Raw genomic sequence first — 20,210 nt, forward strand, 5'->3', positions numbered from 1 at the left:
CCTCTCGCGCGGCGACTTCACCTGCCGATAGCGCTGGCCTCCGCCGCGGCCCGACGCATGGATGCCGACATCTCGTTCGATATCGCGGACTGCTGTTCGACCGTGACCGCGGTCGAGGTGACGTAGCTCTGCACGTTGTCGATGGACTCACGGATGGCGGTGAGGGAGGTCAGGACCTCGTCCGACACATCGCGCAGCTCGCCGATCTCCACCCCGATCCGCTCGGTCGCCGCCCGGGCCTGGGCAGCGAGGTTCTTCACCTCGTTGGCGACCACGGCGAAGCCCTTGCCGGCCTCTCCGGCCCGCGCGCTTTCGATCGTGGCGTTCAGGGCAAGGAGATTGATCTGGCCGGTGATGGTGTTGATCAGCCCGACGATGCCGCCCATGGACTCCGCCGCTTTCGCGAGACGCTGCGCCGAGCTGTCGGCACCGGCGACCCTGGCGGAAGCGCCGTCCGCCGTGTCCTTCGCCCTGATCATGCTGGCGGCGATCTCCCCCATGGAGAGGTTGAGTTCCTGTGCGCCGGCGGAAACGCTTTCCATGAGGCCGGCGACATGCTCGCTCCGCTGCCGGGCCAGGGCCTGAGCGGTAACATCCAGGGCGAACTTGATGACCTTCACAGGCCGGCCGGACGGGTCCAGAATCGGGTTGTAGGTCGCCTGGATCCAGACCGGCCGACCGCCCTTCCCCACCCGCCTGTATTCGCCGCCCTGGAACTCGCCCCGCTTCAGGCCCTCCCAGAACCGACGATAGGCATCCGTGCCGGCCTCCTCGGCGTCCACGAACATCCGATGATGCCGTCCGACGATCTCATCCAGGCGGTAGCCGAGGGTGGCCAGGAAGTTCTCATTGGCCGAGAGCACGGTCCCGTCGAGACCGAATTCGATGACCGCCTGCGACTTATGGACGGCCGAAATCTGCCCGAGGCGCTCTGCGTCCTCCAACTTGCGCGCGGTCACTTCCGTCGCGAACTTGACGATCTTCACCGGCCGTCCATTCGGGTCCAGGATCGGCGTGTAGGTCGCTTGGATCCAGACCTCCCGCCCGCCCTTGCCGACGCGGAGATATTCGCCGGCCTGGAACCCGCCGGCCCGTAGGTTGGCCCAGAAATCCCTGTAATCAGCGCTTTCCCGGTGTTCCGGCGGAACGAACATCCGATGATGGCGGCCCAGTATCTCCTCGCGGGTGTAGCCCATGGCATCCAGAAAGTTCTGGTTCGCCGTCAGGATCGTGCCATCGAGATTGAACTCGATCACCGCTTGGGATTTGTGGATGGCCGCGATCTGTCCAGCACGGTCCACCGCCTCCAGCTTCGCCGCAGTGACGTCGGAGGCGAACTTGACCACCTTGTAGGGACGCCCGTCCGATCCCAGAATGGGGGTGTAGGTGGCTTGGATCCAGACCTCCCGCCCGCCTTTGCCGAAGCGCTTGAACTCCGCGGCCTGAAACTCCCCGTTCCGCAGCTTGTCCCAGAATTCACGATATGCAGCGCTGTCGGCTTCGGTAGGAGCGACGAACATGCGATGCCGCCGCCCGGCCACTTCCTCCAGCGTATATCCCATTGCCGTCAGGAAGTTCTCATTCGCCACCAGGATGGTGCCATCCATGTCGAACTCGATAACCGCCTGGCTCCGCCCGATGGCGGCGATCTTGGCTTCCAGTTCCGCCCGATCGCGCGATTTGAACCAGTGCAGCAATTCTGTTCTCCCCATTTTGGTTCAAGAGCGCCGCCCCGGAGCCGGGCACCTGCGGCAGCTCCGCGTCAATCATCCATTTACCACTAAATAGAAGACAGTCCAGTCCCTACTCCTGGTTTTTCTTGCACTTCTTAAGTATTTGTATTAGCAGCACCTAAAACATACATCTGTCTTACTCCGATATATGCGGTAAGGCGTAGGGATGCCGCTCCGGGCCGGGAGGTATTTCCTGTATAGTCGCGCCGATTATCCGCGCGGGAAGGGACGGCGGCGCACCTTCCTCTCCACCCCGACCCTCGCTCAGGCCGCGCGGATGCCGGCCAGGAAGCGCTCGATCTCAAGTCGTAGCCGGCGGATTGCCTGCTGATCGAGCTGCCCCTCTGCGGCGAGCACCTGCGCCGCGGAGGCGCTGGTCATATCGGCAGCCTCGCTCAATTGGGCCACATTGCCGGATACTTCCTGAGTCCCGGCCGCAGCCTGCTGCACATTCCTGCTGATCTCCGAGGTGGTGGCATTCTGCTCCTCCACCGCAGAGGAGATGGTTGTCGCGATCTCGCTGATCGTCCGGATGGTGCCGGAGATGGACTGGATTGCATCCACGGCGCTGGCGGTCGCCGACTGCATCGACTGGATCTGGACGGAGATGCCCTCCGTCGCGCGCAGTCTGGTTGGCGAGGCTCTTCACCTCGCTGGCCACCACGGCGAAGCCCTTACCGGCCTCGCCGGCGCGCGCCGCTTCGATTGCGGCGTTGAGGGCCAGCAGATTTGTCTGCCCGGCGATGTCCTGGATCAACTGCACGACGGTTCCGATCCTGGCAGCTGCATCAGCCAGTGCGATCACCGTCGCGTTGGTCTGTTCCGCCTCGTCCACCGCCTGACCGGCAACGGTGCTGGAACGGGGGACTTGGCGTGCGATCTCCTGGATTGAGCCGCTCATCTCCTCTGCCGCCGCAGCGACGGTCTGGACGTTGGCTGAGGTCTGCTCGGCAGCGGCGGCTGTGGCGGCTGTGGCGGCAGCCTACCGCTTCGTCTGTTCCGCCAGCGTGTTCATGCCCTGTGCGGTGCTTCCCAGTTCCATTCCTGCCTTGGAGACAGCCTTCAGGATTTTGGCGACGGTTCCATCGAAGTCGCCGATCAGCGCCTCCAACGCCCGGGCGCGGCGCTGCTTCGCTTCCTGCTCGCCGGCCTGCGCCGCCGTAAGCCGGTCGGCTTCCACCGCATTAGGCTTGAAGATTTCGACCGCCTGGGCCATGGCGCCGATCTCGTCCTTGCGGCCAAGACCTTCCACCACCACTGACCCGTCCCCGTGCGCCAAGCGACGCATGAGCTCCGTCATGGCGACAATCGGCGTGGCGATGCCGCGGCTTAGACCGAGGGCCACCCCGATGGCGACGAGCTGGGAATCACCGCCACCTGCGAAGGTCACCGCATACGCGGTCGAGAATGCCCCGTCCTGCGCTTCGGCGCGGCTCCGCATCAGGCTTTCCTCGGCATCAAGGATTTCGTGGGCCAAGCTACGGACGGTATCCATCTGCCGCCGCCGGCCTTCGCCGCTGTCCGCACCTGCTCCGGCCCGCCGGGCTGGCGCAGCAAGACGATCTGGTCGCTTGCGTAGGCGACCCACTCCTCGGCAGCGCCGTTCAACGCATCCACTCGGCGCTGCTGCTCCGGATTGTCGGCAGTCAGTCGTTTCGCCCGGCCGAGTGCCTCCAGATAGGCATTCCTGCCTGAATTGTACGGAGCGAGGAATGCATCGTCGATGGTGATGGTGAAGCCGCGAAGGCCTGTCTCCTTGTCCACCATGGCCGCCAGGACATCCTTGACGGCGTCCAGCACCAAGGCCGTGTGCTTGCCCGAGGCGGTGGTGCTCTGGATAAAGCTCAGCCGGCTGTAGGTGACCGCGCCGACGCCGAGCATCAGGACGATCAACACGGCGAAGGCTGCTGACAGCTTCCGGGATATGGTCAGCTCGCTGAAGAACCGCATCAGAAACTCCAAGGCATTGATACTCGAAGCCCGTGTCGGAGCCGGGAAGCCAGCCGCGCGGGTCTAGCCGCAGGTCCAGGATCTACCGGGCCACCTATCTTTGAATGCGTAAATTTAGCTAATGTCACCACCTTTAGCTGTTACACTAGCTCGAAACAATGTGGCGAATGAATGGTTACGATCACCGGCTGCAACTTTAACTTTGATACTTGCACATGCTGGAACGGAGATCGGGCCGGCTGATTCCATCTGGATGCGTCGGATCGTGAAGTAAGCCTCCCCGCCGGGAGGGTGGGCAGCCACCTCGCCCGACGGGGAACCACCAGGAGGCCGGACGGTTCGAATGGGTCAATGGCACACGGGAGGGAGTCTTGTTTCTCTTTTTCTCGAACCGCCTCGGCTTGGCGGGCTCGATCATTGTTTCACTGGTGCTGACGGTCGTGCTGCTCGCTCTCCTGGGCATCTTCTAGCCAGACGTGAAAGCGGGCTTGATCGACGGCGTGTCCCGCCCAACACCGGGATGCATGAACAACCTTGGCCATCAGAGTTGAGATATGGAGCGGCTGCTGCAGGTCTATCGGATCGTGGTGAAGGCCGCGAGCGCGTGGTTCGAGGATGGCGCCATGAGCATGGCCGCCGCGATCGCCTTCTATACGACCTTCTCCCTGGCCCCGATTGTCATCCTCGTGACCGCGTTCGCCGGCATCATTTTCGGTGAGCAGGCGGCGCAGGGCGCCATTGCCGATCAGATCGAGGAATTGGTCGGCCCGGCGGAGGCGCAGACGGTGCAGACGCTCGTCGCCAGCGCACGCAGCCCTGGGGCCAGCACGCTGGCCGGCATCTTCGGCATCGGCGTTCTGATCATCGGGGCCACCACGGTGTTCGGTGAGCTGCAGGCGGCACTGAACCGCATCTGGCGGGTAGAGCCGCCGAATGAGGCCCTCGTGACCTGGCTGGTCAAGGCGCGCCTGAAAGGCCTGGCTCTGGTCGGGGCCATCGGATTCCTGCTGATTGTCTCCTTGACCATCAGTACGGCGCTGGGCGCCCTCACCACCCTGGCCAAAACCCATCTTCCCGAGGGCGCAGCCCTGTTCTGGATGTTCGACCTCGTCGTGAGCTGGTTCGTCTTCGCCGTTCTTTTCGCTGCCGTCTTCCGCGTCCTGCCCGACACGCACATACCCTGGCGCGATGTAGCGCTTGGGGCGGCGATTACTTCGCTGCTGTTCCTGATCGGCAAGTTCCTGATCAGCCTGTATCTCAGCACGGCCGGGGTCGCCAGCACCTATGGGGCCGCGGGATCGTTCGTCGTCATCCTGCTCTGGGTCTATTATTCCGCGTCCGTGTTCCTGTTCGGGGCGGAGGTGACACGGTTCTATTCCGAGCATCTTGGCAGCCGCACCGGGAGGAACACATCCGCCCGGCAGGCAGCGGCGGAGTAGAGCGCACGCAGGACACCGTGGCAGTTCCAGTGGCCGGAACAGTGGACCGGCGCAGCCATTGAGGCAGCATGCCCGCCGCCCCCGCTTCCTCCCGCCGTACCTACAGCACTGACCTGACACAGGGCCCGATCACGCGCACATTGGCGCTGTTCGCCTAGCCGGTGCTGGGGTCAAACGTGCTGCAATCCGTGAATGGCTCGATCAACGCCCTGTGGGTCGGACGTTTCCTTGGGGAAGAAGCCCTAGCGGCCACGGCCAACGCCAATCTCGTGCTCTTCCTGATCCTTGGCACGGTGTTCGGGATCGGAATGGCCTGCACGATCCTGGTCGGGCAGGCCTTTGGCGCCCATGACCTGGAGCGGGCCAAGCGGGTGGTCGGCACCAGCGCTACATTTTTCTTGGCGATCTCCGCCCTGTTCGCCGCCGGCGGATATTTTCTTACCGACCATGTCCTGCGCCTGCTTGGGACGCCGCCGGATGTGGCGCCCCTCGCCTCCACCTATCTGCGGATCATCTTCCTGGCCGTGCCGGCGATGAACTGGCTGAGCTTCCTGATGACCGTGCTGCGCGGAGCCGGGGATTCGCGGACCCCCTTCTACTTCATGGGTCTGGCCGTCGTGCTGGACGTGGTTTTGAATCCGCTGCTCATCACGGGAGCGGGGCCGCTGCCGCCCTTGGGAATTGCGGGAGCTGCCCTGGCGACGCTGATCTCGCAGGCTGTGGCGCTGACGTCGATGCTGGCCCTGCTTTATGGCCGGCGTCATCCTCTGCGCCTTGCCGGCGCGGATCTCGCCTATCTGCGTCCTGACCCGGCCCTGTTGCGAACGGTGCTGGCCAAGGGCGTGCCCATGGGGCTCCAGATGATCGTGATCTCGGCGTCCGCCTTGCTGCTGATGGGCTTGGTGAACGGCTACGGTTCCCGCGTGACGGCGGCTTACGGGGTGGCAGCGCAGCTCTGGACCTATGTGCAGATGCCGGCCCTCGCCATCGGAGCGGCCGTGTCCTCCATGGCTGCGCAGAATATCGGGGCCGGACGCTGGGACAGGGTCGGCCGCATCACCCGGGCGGGCATCATGTTCAATCTCTTCCTGACCGGAGGGCTGGTCGCCCTGCTCTATGCCGCCGACCGGCCCGCCCTGGCCCTGTTCCTGCCGGGCGATCCGGAGGCGGTGGCCGAAGCAGTTCACATCAACAGCATCGCTGTCTGGTCCTTTGTGCTGTTCGGCATCACCATCGTCCTGTTCGGGACGGTGCGGGCCACCGGCGCCGTGGTTCCGCCGCTGGTGATCCTCACCCTCTCCCTCCTCGCCATACGCGTATCCTTCGCCTACCTGCTCCAGGACACCCTCGGCGACGACGCCATCTGGTGGAGCTTCCCCGCAGGCGCCGGCGTCTCACTGCTGCTCGCCGCCGGCTATTATCGCTGGGGCCGATGGCGGGAGGCGCGCATGGTGGGGCCGCGTCCGGTGGGCGGAGAACCGCCGGATACCGGCTTTGGCATTCCCCGCGGCCACGCGGCCATCCACCCGTGAACGCTGCTCTGGCCGCAGCACTGGGGCGTCAGCGCTGCTCGATGGAGGTGGTGCCGAACAGGCGCTTGTACTCCCGCGGCTGGGAGCGCCAGTACTGCTTGGGCGCCTTGATCTCGGCCCCCAGCTCCGCCGCCGCATGCCAGGGCCAGCGCGGGTCGTAGAGGATGCCGCGGGCCAGCGCCACCATGTCCGCCTTTCCGGTGGCGATGACTTCCTCCGCCTGCATCGGCTCGGTGATCAGCCCCACGGCGATGGTGGGCATGCCGGTCGCGGCGCGGATCGCCTCGGCGAAGGGCACCTGATATCCCGGTTCCAGCTTGATCTTCTGCGCCGGGGTCAGCCCGCCCGACGACACGTCGATATAGTCGCATCCTCGCGCCTGCACCGCCTTGGCGAAGGCAATCGTCTGCTCCAGATCCCAGCCGCCCTCCGCCCAGTCGGTGGCTGAAACGCGGACGCCGACCGGGCGGTCGCTGGGGAAAGCGGCGCGCACGGCGTCGAACACCTCCAGCGGGAAGCGCATGCGGTTCTCCAGGCTGCCGCCGTAGCTGTCGTCGCGCTGGTTGGAGATGGGGGAGAGAAACTGGTGCAGAAGATAGCCATGCGCAGCGTGGAGTTGCACGGTCTCGAACCCCATCCTGGCCGCCCGCTTCGCGGATTCCACGAAGGCATCGCGCACCCGGTCGAGGCCTGCCGCATCGAGCGCCAGCGGCGTCCGCTCACCGGGATCGTGCGCCAGCGGCGATGGGGCGAAGCAGTCCCAACCGCCTTCCTGGCGCGGCACCTGCCCCCCGCCCTGCCATGGCGGACGGACAGAGGCCTTGCGTCCGGCATGGGCGAGCTGGATTCCGATCGGCACGGCGGATTCCTTGCGGACGGCTTCCAGCACGCGGGTCAGCGCCGCCTCCGTCTCGTCCGACCAGAGTCCGAGATCGGCCGGGCTGATGCGGCCTTCCGGCTCCACCGCCGTGGCCTCCAGGAACATCAGGCCGGCTCCGGACAGCGCCAGATGCCCGAGATGGATCAGGTGCCAGTTCCCGGGTTTTCCATCCTCTGCCGAATACTGGCACATCGGCGCGATGACGATCCGGTTCTCAAGCTCGAGATTGCCGAGCCGGATCGGCTGGAACAGGTGACTGGTCATCGCAACGCTCTCCTTATTTGGCCGGAACCGAAACGGGATATACCTCGGCGCTCCGTTTTCCCAAGGGCAGGTAACATCAAGCCGTGCAGGCGGCTGCGGTCAAGCTGGTCTCAAGGCTTGCGCGCGCATTGGTGCCATCAGGGAACAATCCTCCTCTGCTCCGATTGTGGGCGGAGTGATGACTCATGGAGGAAACGATGGCGGATAATCGCAATCCCGAAGGTCGGGCCGGCGGCACGGCGGACCCGAAGTCGAATCCGCCCAGCGGCGAGGGTCCGGCGGCCAAGCACAATCCGGATGAAACACGCCGCGGCGACAAGGCCGGCCAGGTCAGTCAGGAAGGCGGATCGACGGCAACCAGCCGGCCCGACACGCAATCCGGCAAGCCGGGCTGGAAATAAACCCCGCCAGAGGCAACCCAGGCTCTGGCGATACCGCCTCGCTGGCGAAGTTGATCGGGCGGCCTGCCCGCTCCGCTCAGCTCGCCGTCCCGCGCGGCCCCAGCAGGATGAGGGCAGCGCCCACCAGACAGATGGCCGCGCCGGTGACGTCCCACCGGTCGGGCCGCTGCCCCTCCGCTATCCAGAGCCAAGCCAGTGAGGCTGCTATATAGACCCCGCCATAGGCGGCATAGGCGCGGCCTGCGAAATCCGCGTCGATGCGGGTGAGCAGCCATGCGAACGCGATCAGGCTAGCGATGCCGGGGACGATCCACAGGGGTGTCCTGTCCAGGCGCAGCCACGCCCAGAAGGAAAAGCAGCCCGCAATTTCCGCTAGCGCCGCAAGACTGTAGAGGACGAGGGCGTTCATCGGCGGCAGTCCAGCATTCCATACCGGGCACGACCGGACAACGGCAGGTCGGACCAAGCGCCTGGACGGCTGCTACTGCGCCGTTTGCGTCCAGACGCCGTTTCAGGGCAGAAATGGAGCTGGGGGACCAGCACCTGGTTGAGGATTTGCATGCGGTACAGTTTCTCTGGTCCGTTGGTCGGCCGACGTCGCCTGCTCCTGGCTGGTGGCGCCGCCACGGCCGCAGCTTTGTCGCCCGGACTGGTGTGGTCGGCCGGGGCGGCCGGACCGGTTCATAGGCTGAAGCCCGGCCCCGGGCAGGTCAAGCTGGTCGGAGACGGCTATCCGGAAACGGCGGTATGGGCCTATGACGGCCTTGTTCCCGGTCCCGAAATCCGCGTCCGCCAGGGCGACCGGCTTCGCATCGAAGTAACCAACGCGCTGGCCGAGGAGACCACCGTGCACTGGCACGGCATGCGCGTTCCCAACGGCATGGACGGCGTTCCGCACATGCCGCGCCCGCCCATTGGCCCCGGCGAGACCTTCACCTACGAGTTCGATGCGCTGGACGCCGGCACCTTCTGGTACCACCCGCACATCCGCAGTCATGAGCAGGTCGAACGGGGCCTGTACGGTGCGCTTATCGTGGAGGAGCGTGAGCCGATCCAGGTGGACCGGGACGTGACCTGGGTACTGGATGATTGGCGGCTGGAGGCCGATGCCTCCATCAGCGGGGATTTCGGCAATTTCCACGACCTCAGCCACAATGGCCGGCTGGGCAACACGCCCAGCATCAACGGCCGGCTGCCGGACGCCTTTCCGGCGCAGGCGGGAGAGCGTATCCGGCTGCGCCTGATCAATGCCGCCAACGCCCGCATCTTCGGCCTTCGCTTCCAGGACCATCAGCCTCGCATCATCGCCATCGATGGCCATCCGGTGGAGCCGCATGAGCCGGAGGACGGCCAAGTGGTGCTGGCCCCGGCCATGCGCATCGACCTGATTCTCGACATGATCGGCAGTCCGGGGGACCGCGCCACAGTGGTGGACGAGTTCTATCCCAGGCTGGCCTACCGGCTGGTCGATCTGGCCTATGGGCCGGAGCGGCTGCGGGACCAGCCAATGGACACGCCCATCGCCCTGCCGGCAAACCCTGTGCCGGAACCGGACCTCGCCGCCGCCGTGCGGCATGAGGTGGTGCTGGGCGGAGGCATGATGGGCAGCATGACCGGGGCGATGCTGGACGGGAAGCCCCTCGACATCCGCACAATGATGCGGCAGGGCATGGCCTGGGCCATCAACGGCACGGCCTCCAGCGGCCATGTCATGGAGCCGATCCTCACGCTGGAGCAGGGCCGGAGCTGCGTAATTGCCATGGCGAACGACACGGCCTGGCACCATCCCATGCACCTGCATGGCCACACATTCCGGGTGCTGTCCCGCAATGGAAAGCCGACCCGCTTCAGGGAATGGCAGGACACCGTGCTGCTATCCCCTAAGGAGCGGGTCGAGATCGCCTTCGTCGCCGACAATCCCGGCGACTGGATGTTCCACTGCCATATCCTGGAGCATCAGTCCGCCGGCATGATGAGCACGATCCGCGTGGCCTGACCCCGTCCACTCCCTTGCCGAGGTTTGTCCGATGTCCCAGACCATCATCCTGCCCGGCTATGGCGGTTCCGGCGAGGCGCATTGGCAGACGCTTTGGGAACGGGCGGATGCCGGCATGGTCCGCTTCCAGCCATCGAGCTGGGATCAGCCCGATCTTCAGGACTGGATCACGGCCCTAGACCGCGCGGTCGCAGCGGCATCGGAGCCGCCGCTTCTGGTCGCGCACAGCCTCGCCTGTCTGCTGGTTCCGCACTGGGCGGCGGCGCGGCCGGACCGGCGGATCGCCGGTGCCTTCCTCGTCGCCGTGCCGGACCCGGACGGCCCGCAGTTTCCGGAGGAAGCTCCGTCCTTCCGGGCGGTGCCGGATAGGACCCTGCCCTTCCCCACCCTCATCATCGCCAGCACGGACGACCCCTTCGGCACGACTGCCCATGCGGAAAGGCGGGCGCGGGCCTGGGGGGCGGGCTTCATCGAAGTCGGCGCACTGGGCCACATCAATTCCAGCAGCGGGCTGGGCGACTGGCCGCTGGGGGCCAAGCTTCTATCCGCCTTCCGCGCCGGCCTTCGCCACCAAGCGGGTTAAAGCCGCCTGCCCGGATCAGCGGGCGATCGGGCGTAGCAGCAGACGCAGCATCAACGCGGTCACCGCCGTACCGACCACCAGCGCCAGCAGATAGCCGCCCAGATGGGTCACCGCGTTGGGGATCGGCAGCACGAAGACACCGCCATGCGGCACCTTCAGTTCCGCCGCGAAGCCCATGGAGATCGCGCCCGCAAGGGCGGAACCGGCGACCAGGGCCGGAATCACCCGCAGCGGGTCGCGCGCGGCGAAGGGGATCGCTCCCTCCGTGACGAAGGCGAGACCCAGCACGGCGGCGGCATTGCCCGCTTCCCGCTCATCCTTGGTGAAGCGGCTGGCGAACAGGCGGCAGGCCAGGGCCAGGCCCAACGGCGGGGTCATGCCCGCCACCATCGCGGCGGCCATGGGCGTATAGATCTGGCTGGCGATCAGGCCGGTGGCGAAGGCGTAGGCGGCCTTGTTCACCGGGCCGCCCATGTCGAAGCTCATCATCGCCCCGATCAGCAGGCCAAGCAGGATGGCACTGCTGCCCTGCATGCTCTGAAGCCAAGTGGTCAGGGCCGAAAGCACCGCCGCCACAGGCGTGCCCACCACATAGATCATCAGCAACCCGGTGAGCAGCGTGCCCAGCGTCGGCAGGATCAGCACCGGTTTCAGCCCTTCCAGGGTGCGGGGCAGCTTGATCACGCGGTTCAGGAAGGCCACGCCATAGCCGGCGATGAACCCCGCCGCGATACCGCCCAGGAAGCCGGCCCCGAGATTGGCGGCGACCAGCCCGCCGATCATGCCCGGCGCGATGCCGGGCCGGTCCGCCACCGAGAAGGCGATATATCCGGCAAGCGCCGGGATCATCAGCACGAAGGCGGCATTGGCCCCGATCTGGAACAGGGAATAGGCCAGCGTGCCCTCGTTGGACTCCTCGAAGGCATAGATGCCGCCCAGCGCGAAGGCCACCGCGATCATCAATCCGCCGGCCACCACGAAGGGCAACATGAAGGACACGCCGGTCATGAGGTGCTTATAGGGACCGGTACGCTCCGTCCGCTTCGGCCTGTCATCCGCCCCAGCCGCCGCAGATGCGCCGCCCTGGACGCTGGCCTCTGTGAAGGCCTTGTCGATCAGGGCGCGGCCATTCTTGATGGCGGGCTTGGTGCCGCTCAAGAAGACCTTCTTACCGGCAAAGCGACTGAGATCGACCTGCGTGTCGGCGGCGATCAGGACCAGATCGGCAGCACGGATTTCCTCATCCGTCAGCGTGTCGCGTGCACCGACGGAGCCTTGGGTCTCCACCCTGATGTCATGACCCAGCGCCTGGGCGCCCTGCTGCAGCCCTTCCGCCGCCATGAAGGTATGGGCGATACCGGTGGGGCAGGAGGTGATGGCGACGATCCGGCGCTGGCGACCGCCGGACTCCAACCCGGCCGTGGCAGCCGTGCCCTCTGCCACCCGCGCCAGCACGGCATCCGCGTCCGCCAGCACCTCCTCCACCGAAGCCTTCACCAACCTGCGGCCGGCAAAACGCTCCTCTTCCAGCGCGCCGCCCCCGACCAGCAGCACCGGCGCGTCGGCCGGCATCGCCGCGAGGTCCAGCGGGTTCAGCACGCCCTGCTCCATCCGCACCTCGGCCGCGAGCTGAAGGCCGCGCTGGCCGGCAGCCTTGCGCAGGGCTTCCGCCGCCAGAACCGCCTGGGTGCTGAATTCGCCGGCGTCGACGACCGCCAGGATATTGGTCATGAATTCCTCCCCGGGGCACCGCCCCTCATTCTTCACTGCCCGGCGTTCCCGGTGCCGGTTTCCGCCGCCCAGACGTCGGCGCGCGTGATCCTGGCCGCCGCCGCCAGTTTCCGCACCTCATCCGCCGGTGGCAGATGCGGCCCGATGCGGCGCAGCTTGCCGGCGGCGAAGGCGGTCGCCAGCCGTGCCAGCGCCTCCAGCGGCATATCGGCGACCAGACCTGCGACGATGCCGGCCACCATCGCGTCGCCCGCCCCGACGGTGCTGGGCGTCCGCGTCGGCGGCAGCGCGGCATGGATGGCGTCTTCGGCGGACAGGAACAGGGCTCCGCCAGCCCCCAGCGACACCACCGCCAGCGCCACGCCCCGCTCCACCAGGGTGCCTGCCGCGGCCAGCAGGTCGCTCCGGGCCGACAGGTCCCGGCCCGTAAAGGCTTCTAGCTCATGCCGGTTCGGCTTGATGCAGTAGGGCAGGACCGGAGCTGCCAATGCGGCCGCCAGCGGGGCGTTGCTGGCGTCCAGCACCACGCGCACACCTGCACCCGCCAGCTCCCCCACAAGGTCCGCATAGATGCCATCGGCAAGCCCGGCGGGCAGGCTTCCGGCCAGGACCGCCAGCCCATCCGGGGCAAGCTGGCCCCCCAATCCGCTGCGCAACTCGGCACAGGTGGCGGCGTCCACCACCAGCCCCGGCAGGTTGACATCCGTGGTGGTCCCGTCCGCTTCCACCAGCTTGATGTTGGTACGGGTGCGGCCGGGCCGGCGCAGGAATCTGTCGCCGATGCCCTTGGTGGAGAACAGCGCCTCGAACGGAGCGGAATTGTCGGCCCCGAGCACGCCTATCGCCAGCGTCGGCACGCCCCAATCGGCAAGGCAACTCGCGACGTTCACGCCCTTGCCGCCGGCGTTGTAATGGACGGCGCTGGCGCGGTTGACCGCGCCCGGCGCCAGCCGGTCCAGGCTGACCGTCTGGTCGATGGCCGGGTTCAGGGTCAGGGTGATGACGGGGCCGGTCATGCGCCGGCTCCCGCGTCCAGGCCACGCACCTCGGCCGCCGTCTCAGCCTCCAGCGCCTTGAGGGCCAACTCCCGCAGGGCGTACAGGCTGCTGCCGCGCAGCCGCGCCTTGACCGCCGATACGTCGCGCGGGGTCATGGACAGTTCCTGCACGCCCAGGCCGGTCAGCAGGGCGGCGCCGAACGGATCGCCGGCGATGCCGCCGCAGACCCCCACCCACCTTCCATGCACCGCCGCGCCATCCACCGTCTGGCGGATTAGGCGCAGCACAGCCGGGTGCAGGCTGTCCGCCTCCGCCGCCAGTTCAGGGTTCTGCCGGTCGATGGCGAGCGCGTACTGGGTCAGGTCGTTGGTGCCGATGGAGAAGAAATCCACATGCCGGGCCAGGATGTCGGCCTGAATGGCTGCGGCCGGCACTTCGATCATGATGCCGAGCGGCACCTGCGGCGCATCCAACTCCGCACGGATGCGCTCGCACACCGCGCGCAGGGCCAGCACCTCCGGGACGGAGGTGATCATCGGGAACATGATGGAGAGGTCCCCGCCCCGCTTGGCGGCACGGTAGAGCGCACGCAACTGCGGCTCCAGCAGGTCCGGCCGGCGCAGCAGCAAGCGGGCGCCGCGCACGCCCAGGAACGGGTTTTCCTCATGCGGGAGGTTCAGGTGCGCCACCTGCTTGTCGCCGCCGATATCGAGGGCCCGGACGATCAGGGGCCGCCCCTCGAGCGCCGCCAGCATGGCCACATAAGTCTCGAACTGGTCGTCCTCGGTCGGCGTCTCTCCGCGCTCCAGGAACAGGAACTCGGTGCGCATCAGCCCGACGCCTTCCGCCCCTTGCTCCAGGGCGAAGGGGGCCTGGTCGGGCAGGTTGATGTTGGCCCCAATGGCGACGCTGTGCCCGTCGCTTGTGCGGGCGGGAAGGCTGCGCTGCTCGGCCTCCCGCGCGCGGATCTGTTGCTGCTGCTCGATCCAGCCCCAAGCCGAATCCAGGTCCGCCTGGCTGGGATCGAGATAGAGGCGGCCGGCCTGACCGTCGATTATAGCCATCGTGCCATCGGCAAGGTCGAGAACAGCCGGCCCGGCTGCCACCACGGCCGGCAGGCCCAGCGTGCGGGCGAGGATGGCGGTGTGCGCCGTAGGGCCGCCCTGGGCGGTGGCGAGGCCCACCACCTTGGCCGGGTCCAACCCGGCCGTGTCGGAGGGTGACAGGTCGGTGGCGACCAGGATGGTGGGGCCGTCCGGCAGGTCCTGCAGGCTGCCGCCGCGCAGGCTGGGATCGAGTTGGGCAAGCACCCGACGCCCCACGTCGCGCAGATCGGCGGCGCGGGCGGCCAGGACCGGGTTGCCCAGCGCCGCGAGGCGGCCTGCCATCTGCTCCACGCTCTCATTCCACGACCAAGCCACCCCATGGCCTTCCACCATGAGCTGGCAAGCCAAGGTGATCAGATCGGTGTCGTTAAGCAGCTCCGCCTGCGCCTTGAAGATGCCCGCCTCGGCGGCACCCAGGCGACGGGCGGTATCATCCTCCAGCGCCTTGAGCTGAAGGCGGGTGGCGGTCAGGGCGCGGTGCAGCTCGGCCCCGCCCTCGGTCAAGGGCACCGGGCAGTCTGGAACGGCGAGCTCCGCCGACGCCAGCACCCTGATGGTGCCGATCGCCACGCCGGGGGCTGCGGCGATGCCGGCAAGCGTGACCGGGGAGCCCGGCGGGGTCCAGCCCTGGACCGGCGTCTGCTGCGCCCGGCGGGTGGCCATGGCGGCATCGGCCTGTTCCTGCGCCGTGAGCCCGGTCACCACGGCGCGCATACGCGCCAAGGCGTTGCCGGCGTCCGCCCCCTCCGCCGAGATGGTCACCCGGTCGCCGGGCCGGAGACCCAATTGCAGCAGGGAAACCAGATTCTTCGCATCGGCTGTGTCGTTGCCGTGCCGGACCCGGATGCGGGCCGCGAAGGGACGGGCAGCCTCCACCCATGCCGTTGCCGGACGGGCATGCAGGCCGGCGGGATAGGCTACGTCCCAGGTGAAGCTCTCCGCCAGATCGGCCGCGGGCGCGGTGGCGGCCGGGGCGGACGGCTCCTCCCCCAATGCCGTGATCAGCTCATCCGCGTCGTCGGTGGTGAAGAGCCGCCCCAGCCTTTCCTCATCCTGGAGCAGGCGGGTCAGGCGGCGCAGGATGGAAATATGGGCGTCGGACTGGGCAGCGATGGCGATCACCAGACGGGCCGTCTGCCCGGGGTTCCATTCCACCCCGTCCGGCACCTGCAGGATGGCGACGCCGTTGCGCCGGACCATGCCGCGATCCTCCCCAATCCCGTGCGGGATGACGACGCCATGGCCGAGGAAGGTATTCGCCACCGCCTCCCGCCGGATCATGCTGGACTCGTAGCCGGCTTCCACGCATCCCGATGCCACCAACATCTGCGCCGCCTGCCGGATGGCATCCTGTTTGTCATCGGGGCGGACGCGCAGGCGGATCAGCTCTCGCACCAAGAGTTCGCCGGAGGCGGTAGCGCACATGATGGGCATCTCCCGGACGGTATGATTTTGACGCCACTGAAAACGTTCTCACGGGATGAGTCAAAGTTTTTTCCGGGCGATGACCATTGGCGGATAAATGCTCAGCCAAAAGCCAACTAGAATAGGCGCGCATCCTCCGCGCATAGTTTAGTGTGGTTGGAAACGTTTTCCGGAAGCGCCCGCATGGTAGTCAGCATCAAGGACGTTGCCCGAGCCGCTGGCGTGTCGCCGGCCACCGTTTCACGCGCGCTGGGCAATGGCCCCATCAGCCCCGCTCTACGCGAACAGGTGGAGGCGGCGATCCGTGCCACGGGCTACCGCCCCAACCTGTCCGCCCGGCGTCTGCGCTCCCAGCACAGCCATACCATCGGCCTGATCGTGGCCGACATCCGGAATCCCTTCTTCACCGCAGTGGCGCACGCTGTCGAAACGGTCGCCTATGAGGCCGGGATGCGCGTGATCCTGTGCAACACCGACGAGGACCCGGAGCGGGAGGCCATGTATCTGCGGCTGATGCAGGAGGAGCGCGTTACCGGCGTGATCTTCGCCCCGACCCAGGAAACGGCGGAGCGGTTCCAACGGCATGAGCTGGAGTTCCCGGTGGTGCTGATTGATCGCGCCGGCCCCGCCGGGGAGCATGACGCCGTGGTGCTGGACAATCAGTCCGCCAGCATGCAACTGGTCGATCATCTCCACGCCCAAGGTTACCGCCGCATTGGCGGCCTGTTCGGAAATACCAGCAGCACCGGACGCGAGCGGCATCAGGGCTATCTGGCAGCGGCCGCCCGACACGGGCTGGAGCCGCAGGCGCGCTTCGTCTTTCCCTATGCCGACGCGGCGGAGGCGGAGCTGCTGCAATGGCTGGAGGAGCCCAGCCGGCCCGAAGCCATACTGGTCAGCAACAGCCTGCTGATGGTCGGGGTGGTGCGCGCGGCCCGCCGTAAGGGGATCGGCATTCCCGCCGACCTGGCCGTCGCCGGATTCGACAATGAGAGCTGGACCGAACTGGTTGATCCCGGAATGACAGTGATCGAGCAGCCTACGGAGGAGATCGGGCGTCAGGCCATGCGCATGCTGTTCGAGCGCATGCATGCACCCGGTGCGCCGACCAGGAAGGTGGTCCTGAGCGGACGCTGCATCATTCGCGGTTCCACCCTGCGGCCCGCGATGGCCGACCTGACTGCCTGACCGTCCCCGCCGGACCTCAGCCGCCCAGCGCCCCTTGCAGCATCCCGGCGGCGGAGCCAGCCCCGCTTCCGTTCAGATATTCCATTACGACCGGCAGGAAGCGCGCCGCCATGTCCGGCGGAATGCCCAGCTGGCTGAAGGTTCCGGCCAGCGGGGCAAGGGCGCCGAGACCACCTGCCGCCCCGTTCTGGCCGTTCAGCGCGCCGAGCGCCCCGCCGGCCAGCCCGCCGAGACCGCCGCCCGTCTGCTGGCCATAGTCGGCCTGCCCGCCGCCTGGAGCGGACTGGATCAGGGAGTTCACGCCAGGCACCTCCTGCTCCACCTGGGAGAACTGGTCGGGCGCCATACGCTGCCGGGCCAGCCCGAACAGGGCTCCGGCCCCGCCCTCGGCCTGCGGCCGGCTGATGCCGAGCTGGTTGGTGAGCGCATCGACCAGCCCGCCGGCACTGGCGGCGGCGCGGGCCGGGGCAAGCGGCACCAGGGCCAGGATGCAGGCAGCCCCGGCAAGTTTGAGGGCATGGCGGCGGGTAAAGCTGGACATGGGCTTGATCCTTGATGCGGTCCTAGAATGCGGCTCAAGCCCCTGCAACCGCCCGTCCCATGACACCGTTCCCTCCCGACAGCCGACACACGGCCTTCTTGGAATTCCGCGGGCACATACCAGATTGCTGCACATGACAGAACCAACACCTCCTCTGACGGGTCCCTCGTTGGGCCGGCGTGCCGTGCTGAAAGCCGCAGCGGGTCCACTCGCCGCTGCACTTCCCTGGCCCCTGGCGGCATCGGACGCACGCGCGGCCTCGCCGGCGCGTCGTCTCGACGCCGCTATGCTGGATCGTGTCCGGACACGTGCGGCGGAACTCGACCAGCTTCACAGTCTGATCGTTGCCCGGGATGGAGAGATCGTCGCCGGCGAGGTGTTCCGCGGGCCGAAGCTCGACCGTGCGGTCAATGTGAAATCCGTGTCGAAAACCATCATCGCCTCCCTGGCCGGGGCGGCACTGGATCGCGGTATTCTGGAGAGCGTCGAGCAACCGTTGTCCGCAATCATGCCGGACCTGATCCCGGACGGAGCCGACCCGCGGGTCGGAAGCATCACAGTCGCCGATCTGCTGACCATGCAGGCCGGCCTGGAACGGACATCCGGGCCGAATTACGGGCGCTGGGTCGAAAGCGGGAACTGGGTTGCCTTCGCCCTGAACCGCCCCTTCGTCGCCGAGCCCGGTGAACGGATGCTGTATTCCACCGGCAGCTATCATCTGCTGGGAGCGGCCCTGTCCAAGGCCGCGGAACGCAACCTGCTCTCGCTGGCGCGGGAATGGCTGGGCCGGCCGCTGGGGATCGATATCCCGCCCTGGACGCAGGACCCGCAGGGCTTTTACATGGGCGGCAACAACATGGCGCTGTCGCCCATGGACCTGTTCCGGTTTGGAGAGATGTGGCGGCAGGGCGGCGTCTGGAAAGGGCAGCAGGTGTTGAGCGCCGCCTGGACGGAAGCGTCCTGGGTGCCGCGGACCTGGTCCCCCTTCTCCGGTGATTCCTACGGATATGGCTGGTTCATCACGGAGGCGCGCGGCCGCATCGTGACCTATGCCAGGGGATATGGCGGCCAGATGCTGTATTTGGTGCCTTCCCTGGGCCTGACGGTCGTGGTCACCTCCGATCCCACGCGCCCGGCGCGGTCGGAAGGACATGTGGGCGATCTGAACGCCCTGTTGGCGGACGGCATAATCCCTGCCGCGGAAGAGGCGTGACGGAGAGCCCGACTGCACTCGTCGGCCCTGCGTTGAGGGAGAATGCGGCAGACGCCGGTTGAGGGTGTCCGCCGTTCCGCACGCGTTACTCGGCGAGACCCGGGTCCGTCCTGGTCTCGCGGCTGGTCTTCCAGAGCGAGTAGAGCACGCCGCCGGCGAGCAGGCCGAACGTCACGCCGAGCGAGATCGCCGGGTCGACCTTGCCGTAGATATGGCTCCAGAAGATCTTGCCGCCGATGAAGATCAGCACCAGCGACAGCGCCACCTTCAGATATTTGAAACGGTGCACCATGGCGGCCAGCGTGAAATACAGCGCGCGCAGGCCCAGGATGGCGAAGATGTTGCTGGTATAGACGATGAAGGGGTCCGTGGTGATCGAGAAGATCGCCGGCACGCTGTCCACAGCGAAGATCAGGTCCGCGAACTCCACCGTGACCAGAGCCAGGAAGAGCGGCGTGGCATAGCGCACCATGCGCCCGGTTTCCGGGTCGGGGAGCTTCACAAAGAAATCGTGCCCGTGCAGGCCGGGGCTGACCCGCATGCGGCGACGCACCCAGGCCAGCAGCCTATTATCATCCAGCGACGGCTCGCCGCCATCGACGGCCAGCATCTTGATGCCGGACACGATCAGGAACGCGCCGAAGATATAGAGAATCCAGGACCATTGCGCGATCAACGCCGCCCCGAAGCCGATCATCAGGCCGCGCAGCAGGATCACGCCCAGGATGCCCCAGAACAGGACCCGGTGCTGGTACAGCCTGGGAACCGCGAAGTAGGTGAAGATCAGCGAAATAACAAAGACGTTGTCCATCGCCAACGCCTTTTCCAGCGCGAAGCCGGTGAAATACTGCATGCCCGGCGTGGGGCCGAGATACCACCAGACCCAGCCGCCGAAGATCGCGGCGATGGCGATATAGAAGGTGGAAAGCTTCAGGCTTTCTCCAATTCCGATCTCATGATCCTTCTTGTTGAGGACACCGAGATCGAAGGCGAGGAGGAGGAGGACGATACCGAAGAACGACAGCCAAAGCCACGCCGCCTTGCCGAGCAAGGGCGTGGAGAGCAACGCAATCATGGCGTCCACGAGGGAACTCCAGCGTCTGGTGCCTGCGTAGGCGATGTGGGATGGTTAGTCCGACATCACAGCCGACGCCTCGGCTGCCAGAGGGGCCCGGACCCGAGCAGCAGAAATCGGACGTCCAGCAGCAGCTTGCAAGGGTCCCGATGAAA

Annotated in this window: 17 protein-coding genes and 2 pseudogenes; 7 read left to right on the forward strand and 12 right to left on the reverse strand. The window is 66.8% G+C overall.

Annotated features, from left to right (window positions below; genetic code table 11):
- Positions 1-17: 17 nt before the first annotated feature.
- The 5 genes and pseudogenes from DOL89_RS20205 to DOL89_RS20215 all read right to left on the reverse strand — a co-directional run bounded on the left by DOL89_RS20205 (position 18) and on the right by DOL89_RS20215 (position 3,683).
- Positions 18-1,697 carry a methyl-accepting chemotaxis protein gene (locus DOL89_RS20205; RefSeq protein ID WP_225889998.1) on the reverse strand — a complete coding sequence of 560 codons (1,680 nt, stop codon included), beginning with the start codon at positions 1,695-1,697 and terminating at the stop codon, positions 18-20.
- Between the two features lie 300 nt (positions 1,698-1,997).
- Positions 1,998-2,297, reverse strand: coding sequence for a hypothetical protein (locus tag DOL89_RS25660; protein WP_225890058.1), 300 nt, complete (start codon positions 2,295-2,297; stop codon positions 1,998-2,000).
- Between the two features lie 115 nt (positions 2,298-2,412).
- Positions 2,413-2,634: pseudogene (locus tag DOL89_RS25665) on the reverse strand (methyl-accepting chemotaxis protein); the annotation flags it as partial.
- A gap of 81 nt (positions 2,635-2,715) precedes the next feature.
- Positions 2,716-3,174, reverse strand: a complete 459-nt coding sequence (locus DOL89_RS25670; RefSeq protein ID WP_162937724.1) for a HAMP domain-containing protein — start codon at positions 3,172-3,174, stop codon at positions 2,716-2,718.
- Positions 3,174-3,683, reverse strand: coding sequence for a CHASE3 domain-containing protein (locus tag DOL89_RS20215; protein ID WP_119681144.1), 510 nt, complete (start codon positions 3,681-3,683; stop codon positions 3,174-3,176). Before DOL89_RS20215 ends, DOL89_RS25670 begins: the two co-directional genes overlap by 1 nt.
- Positions 3,684-4,237: 554 nt before the next feature.
- On the opposite strand from DOL89_RS20215, the gene DOL89_RS20220 reads away from it, so the two are divergent.
- Entirely contained in the window at positions 4,238-5,122 is an 885-nt protein-coding gene (locus tag DOL89_RS20220; protein WP_119681145.1) for a YihY/virulence factor BrkB family protein, read from the forward strand.
- A 68-nt stretch (positions 5,123-5,190) separates the two neighbouring features.
- Positions 5,191-6,654: pseudogene (locus DOL89_RS20225) on the forward strand (MATE family efflux transporter).
- A gap of 28 nt (positions 6,655-6,682) precedes the next feature.
- Here DOL89_RS20225 and DOL89_RS20230 read toward each other — a convergent pair.
- Positions 6,683-7,798, reverse strand: a complete 1,116-nt coding sequence (locus DOL89_RS20230; protein ID WP_119681146.1) for an NADH:flavin oxidoreductase/NADH oxidase — start codon at positions 7,796-7,798, stop codon at positions 6,683-6,685.
- Positions 7,799-7,995: 197 nt separating this feature from the next.
- On the opposite strand from DOL89_RS20230, the gene DOL89_RS20235 reads away from it, so the two are divergent.
- Entirely contained in the window at positions 7,996-8,199 is a 204-nt protein-coding gene (locus DOL89_RS20235) for a hypothetical protein (RefSeq protein WP_162937725.1), read from the forward strand.
- A 76-nt stretch (positions 8,200-8,275) separates the two neighbouring features.
- Here the strand turns inward: DOL89_RS20235 and DOL89_RS20240 are convergent, their stop codons facing one another.
- Positions 8,276-8,608 carry a YnfA family protein gene (locus DOL89_RS20240; RefSeq protein ID WP_119681148.1) on the reverse strand — a complete coding sequence of 111 codons (333 nt, stop codon included), beginning with the start codon at positions 8,606-8,608 and terminating at the stop codon, positions 8,276-8,278.
- A 150-nt stretch (positions 8,609-8,758) separates the two neighbouring features.
- Between DOL89_RS20240 and DOL89_RS20245 the strand changes: the two genes are divergently transcribed.
- Positions 8,759-10,195, forward strand: coding sequence for a multicopper oxidase family protein (locus DOL89_RS20245; protein WP_119681149.1), 1,437 nt, complete (start codon positions 8,759-8,761; stop codon positions 10,193-10,195).
- 31 nt (positions 10,196-10,226) lie between these two features.
- Complete coding sequence (locus DOL89_RS20250) at positions 10,227-10,778, forward strand: RBBP9/YdeN family alpha/beta hydrolase (protein ID WP_119681150.1); 552 nt, start codon at positions 10,227-10,229, stop codon at positions 10,776-10,778.
- A 15-nt stretch (positions 10,779-10,793) separates the two neighbouring features.
- Here DOL89_RS20250 and DOL89_RS20255 read toward each other — a convergent pair whose 3' ends face one another.
- From DOL89_RS20255 to ptsP, 3 genes are read right to left on the reverse strand one after another with little or no spacing between them, the layout of a single operon-like run.
- Positions 10,794-12,509, reverse strand: a complete 1,716-nt coding sequence (locus tag DOL89_RS20255) for a PTS fructose transporter subunit IIBC (protein ID WP_119681386.1) — start codon at positions 12,507-12,509, stop codon at positions 10,794-10,796.
- Between the two features lie 32 nt (positions 12,510-12,541).
- Positions 12,542-13,525 (reverse strand): 1-phosphofructokinase, encoded by a 984-nt coding sequence (gene pfkB, locus DOL89_RS20260; RefSeq protein ID WP_119681151.1) that lies wholly within the window; start codon positions 13,523-13,525, stop codon positions 12,542-12,544.
- Positions 13,522-16,038, reverse strand: coding sequence for a phosphoenolpyruvate--protein phosphotransferase (gene ptsP, locus DOL89_RS20265; RefSeq protein ID WP_119681152.1), 2,517 nt, complete (start codon positions 16,036-16,038; stop codon positions 13,522-13,524). Before ptsP ends, pfkB begins: the two co-directional genes overlap by 4 nt.
- Positions 16,039-16,221: 183 nt before the next feature.
- Here ptsP and DOL89_RS20270 point away from each other — a divergent pair, with 183 nt between their 5' ends.
- Positions 16,222-17,226 (forward strand): LacI family DNA-binding transcriptional regulator, encoded by a 1,005-nt coding sequence (locus DOL89_RS20270; protein WP_119681153.1) that lies wholly within the window; start codon positions 16,222-16,224, stop codon positions 17,224-17,226.
- A gap of 16 nt (positions 17,227-17,242) precedes the next feature.
- Here the strand turns inward: DOL89_RS20270 and DOL89_RS20275 are convergent, their stop codons facing one another.
- A complete protein-coding gene (locus tag DOL89_RS20275; RefSeq protein WP_162937726.1) occupies positions 17,243-17,767 on the reverse strand; it encodes a DUF2780 domain-containing protein in 525 nt (174 codons plus the stop codon).
- A gap of 133 nt (positions 17,768-17,900) precedes the next feature.
- Between DOL89_RS20275 and DOL89_RS20280 the strand changes: the two genes are divergently transcribed.
- Positions 17,901-18,980: a serine hydrolase domain-containing protein gene (locus DOL89_RS20280; RefSeq protein ID WP_119681155.1), complete on the forward strand. Its 1,080-nt coding sequence runs from the start codon at positions 17,901-17,903 to the stop codon at positions 18,978-18,980.
- A gap of 85 nt (positions 18,981-19,065) precedes the next feature.
- Here DOL89_RS20280 and DOL89_RS20285 read toward each other — a convergent pair whose 3' ends face one another.
- Positions 19,066-20,064 (reverse strand): TerC family protein, encoded by a 999-nt coding sequence (locus tag DOL89_RS20285; protein ID WP_119681156.1) that lies wholly within the window; start codon positions 20,062-20,064, stop codon positions 19,066-19,068.
- Positions 20,065-20,210: the final 146 nt, after the last annotated feature.

The sequence above is a fragment of the Indioceanicola profundi genome (assembly GCF_003568845.1).
In the GTDB taxonomy this organism is placed as follows: Bacteria; Pseudomonadota; Alphaproteobacteria; order Azospirillales; family Azospirillaceae; genus Indioceanicola; species Indioceanicola profundi.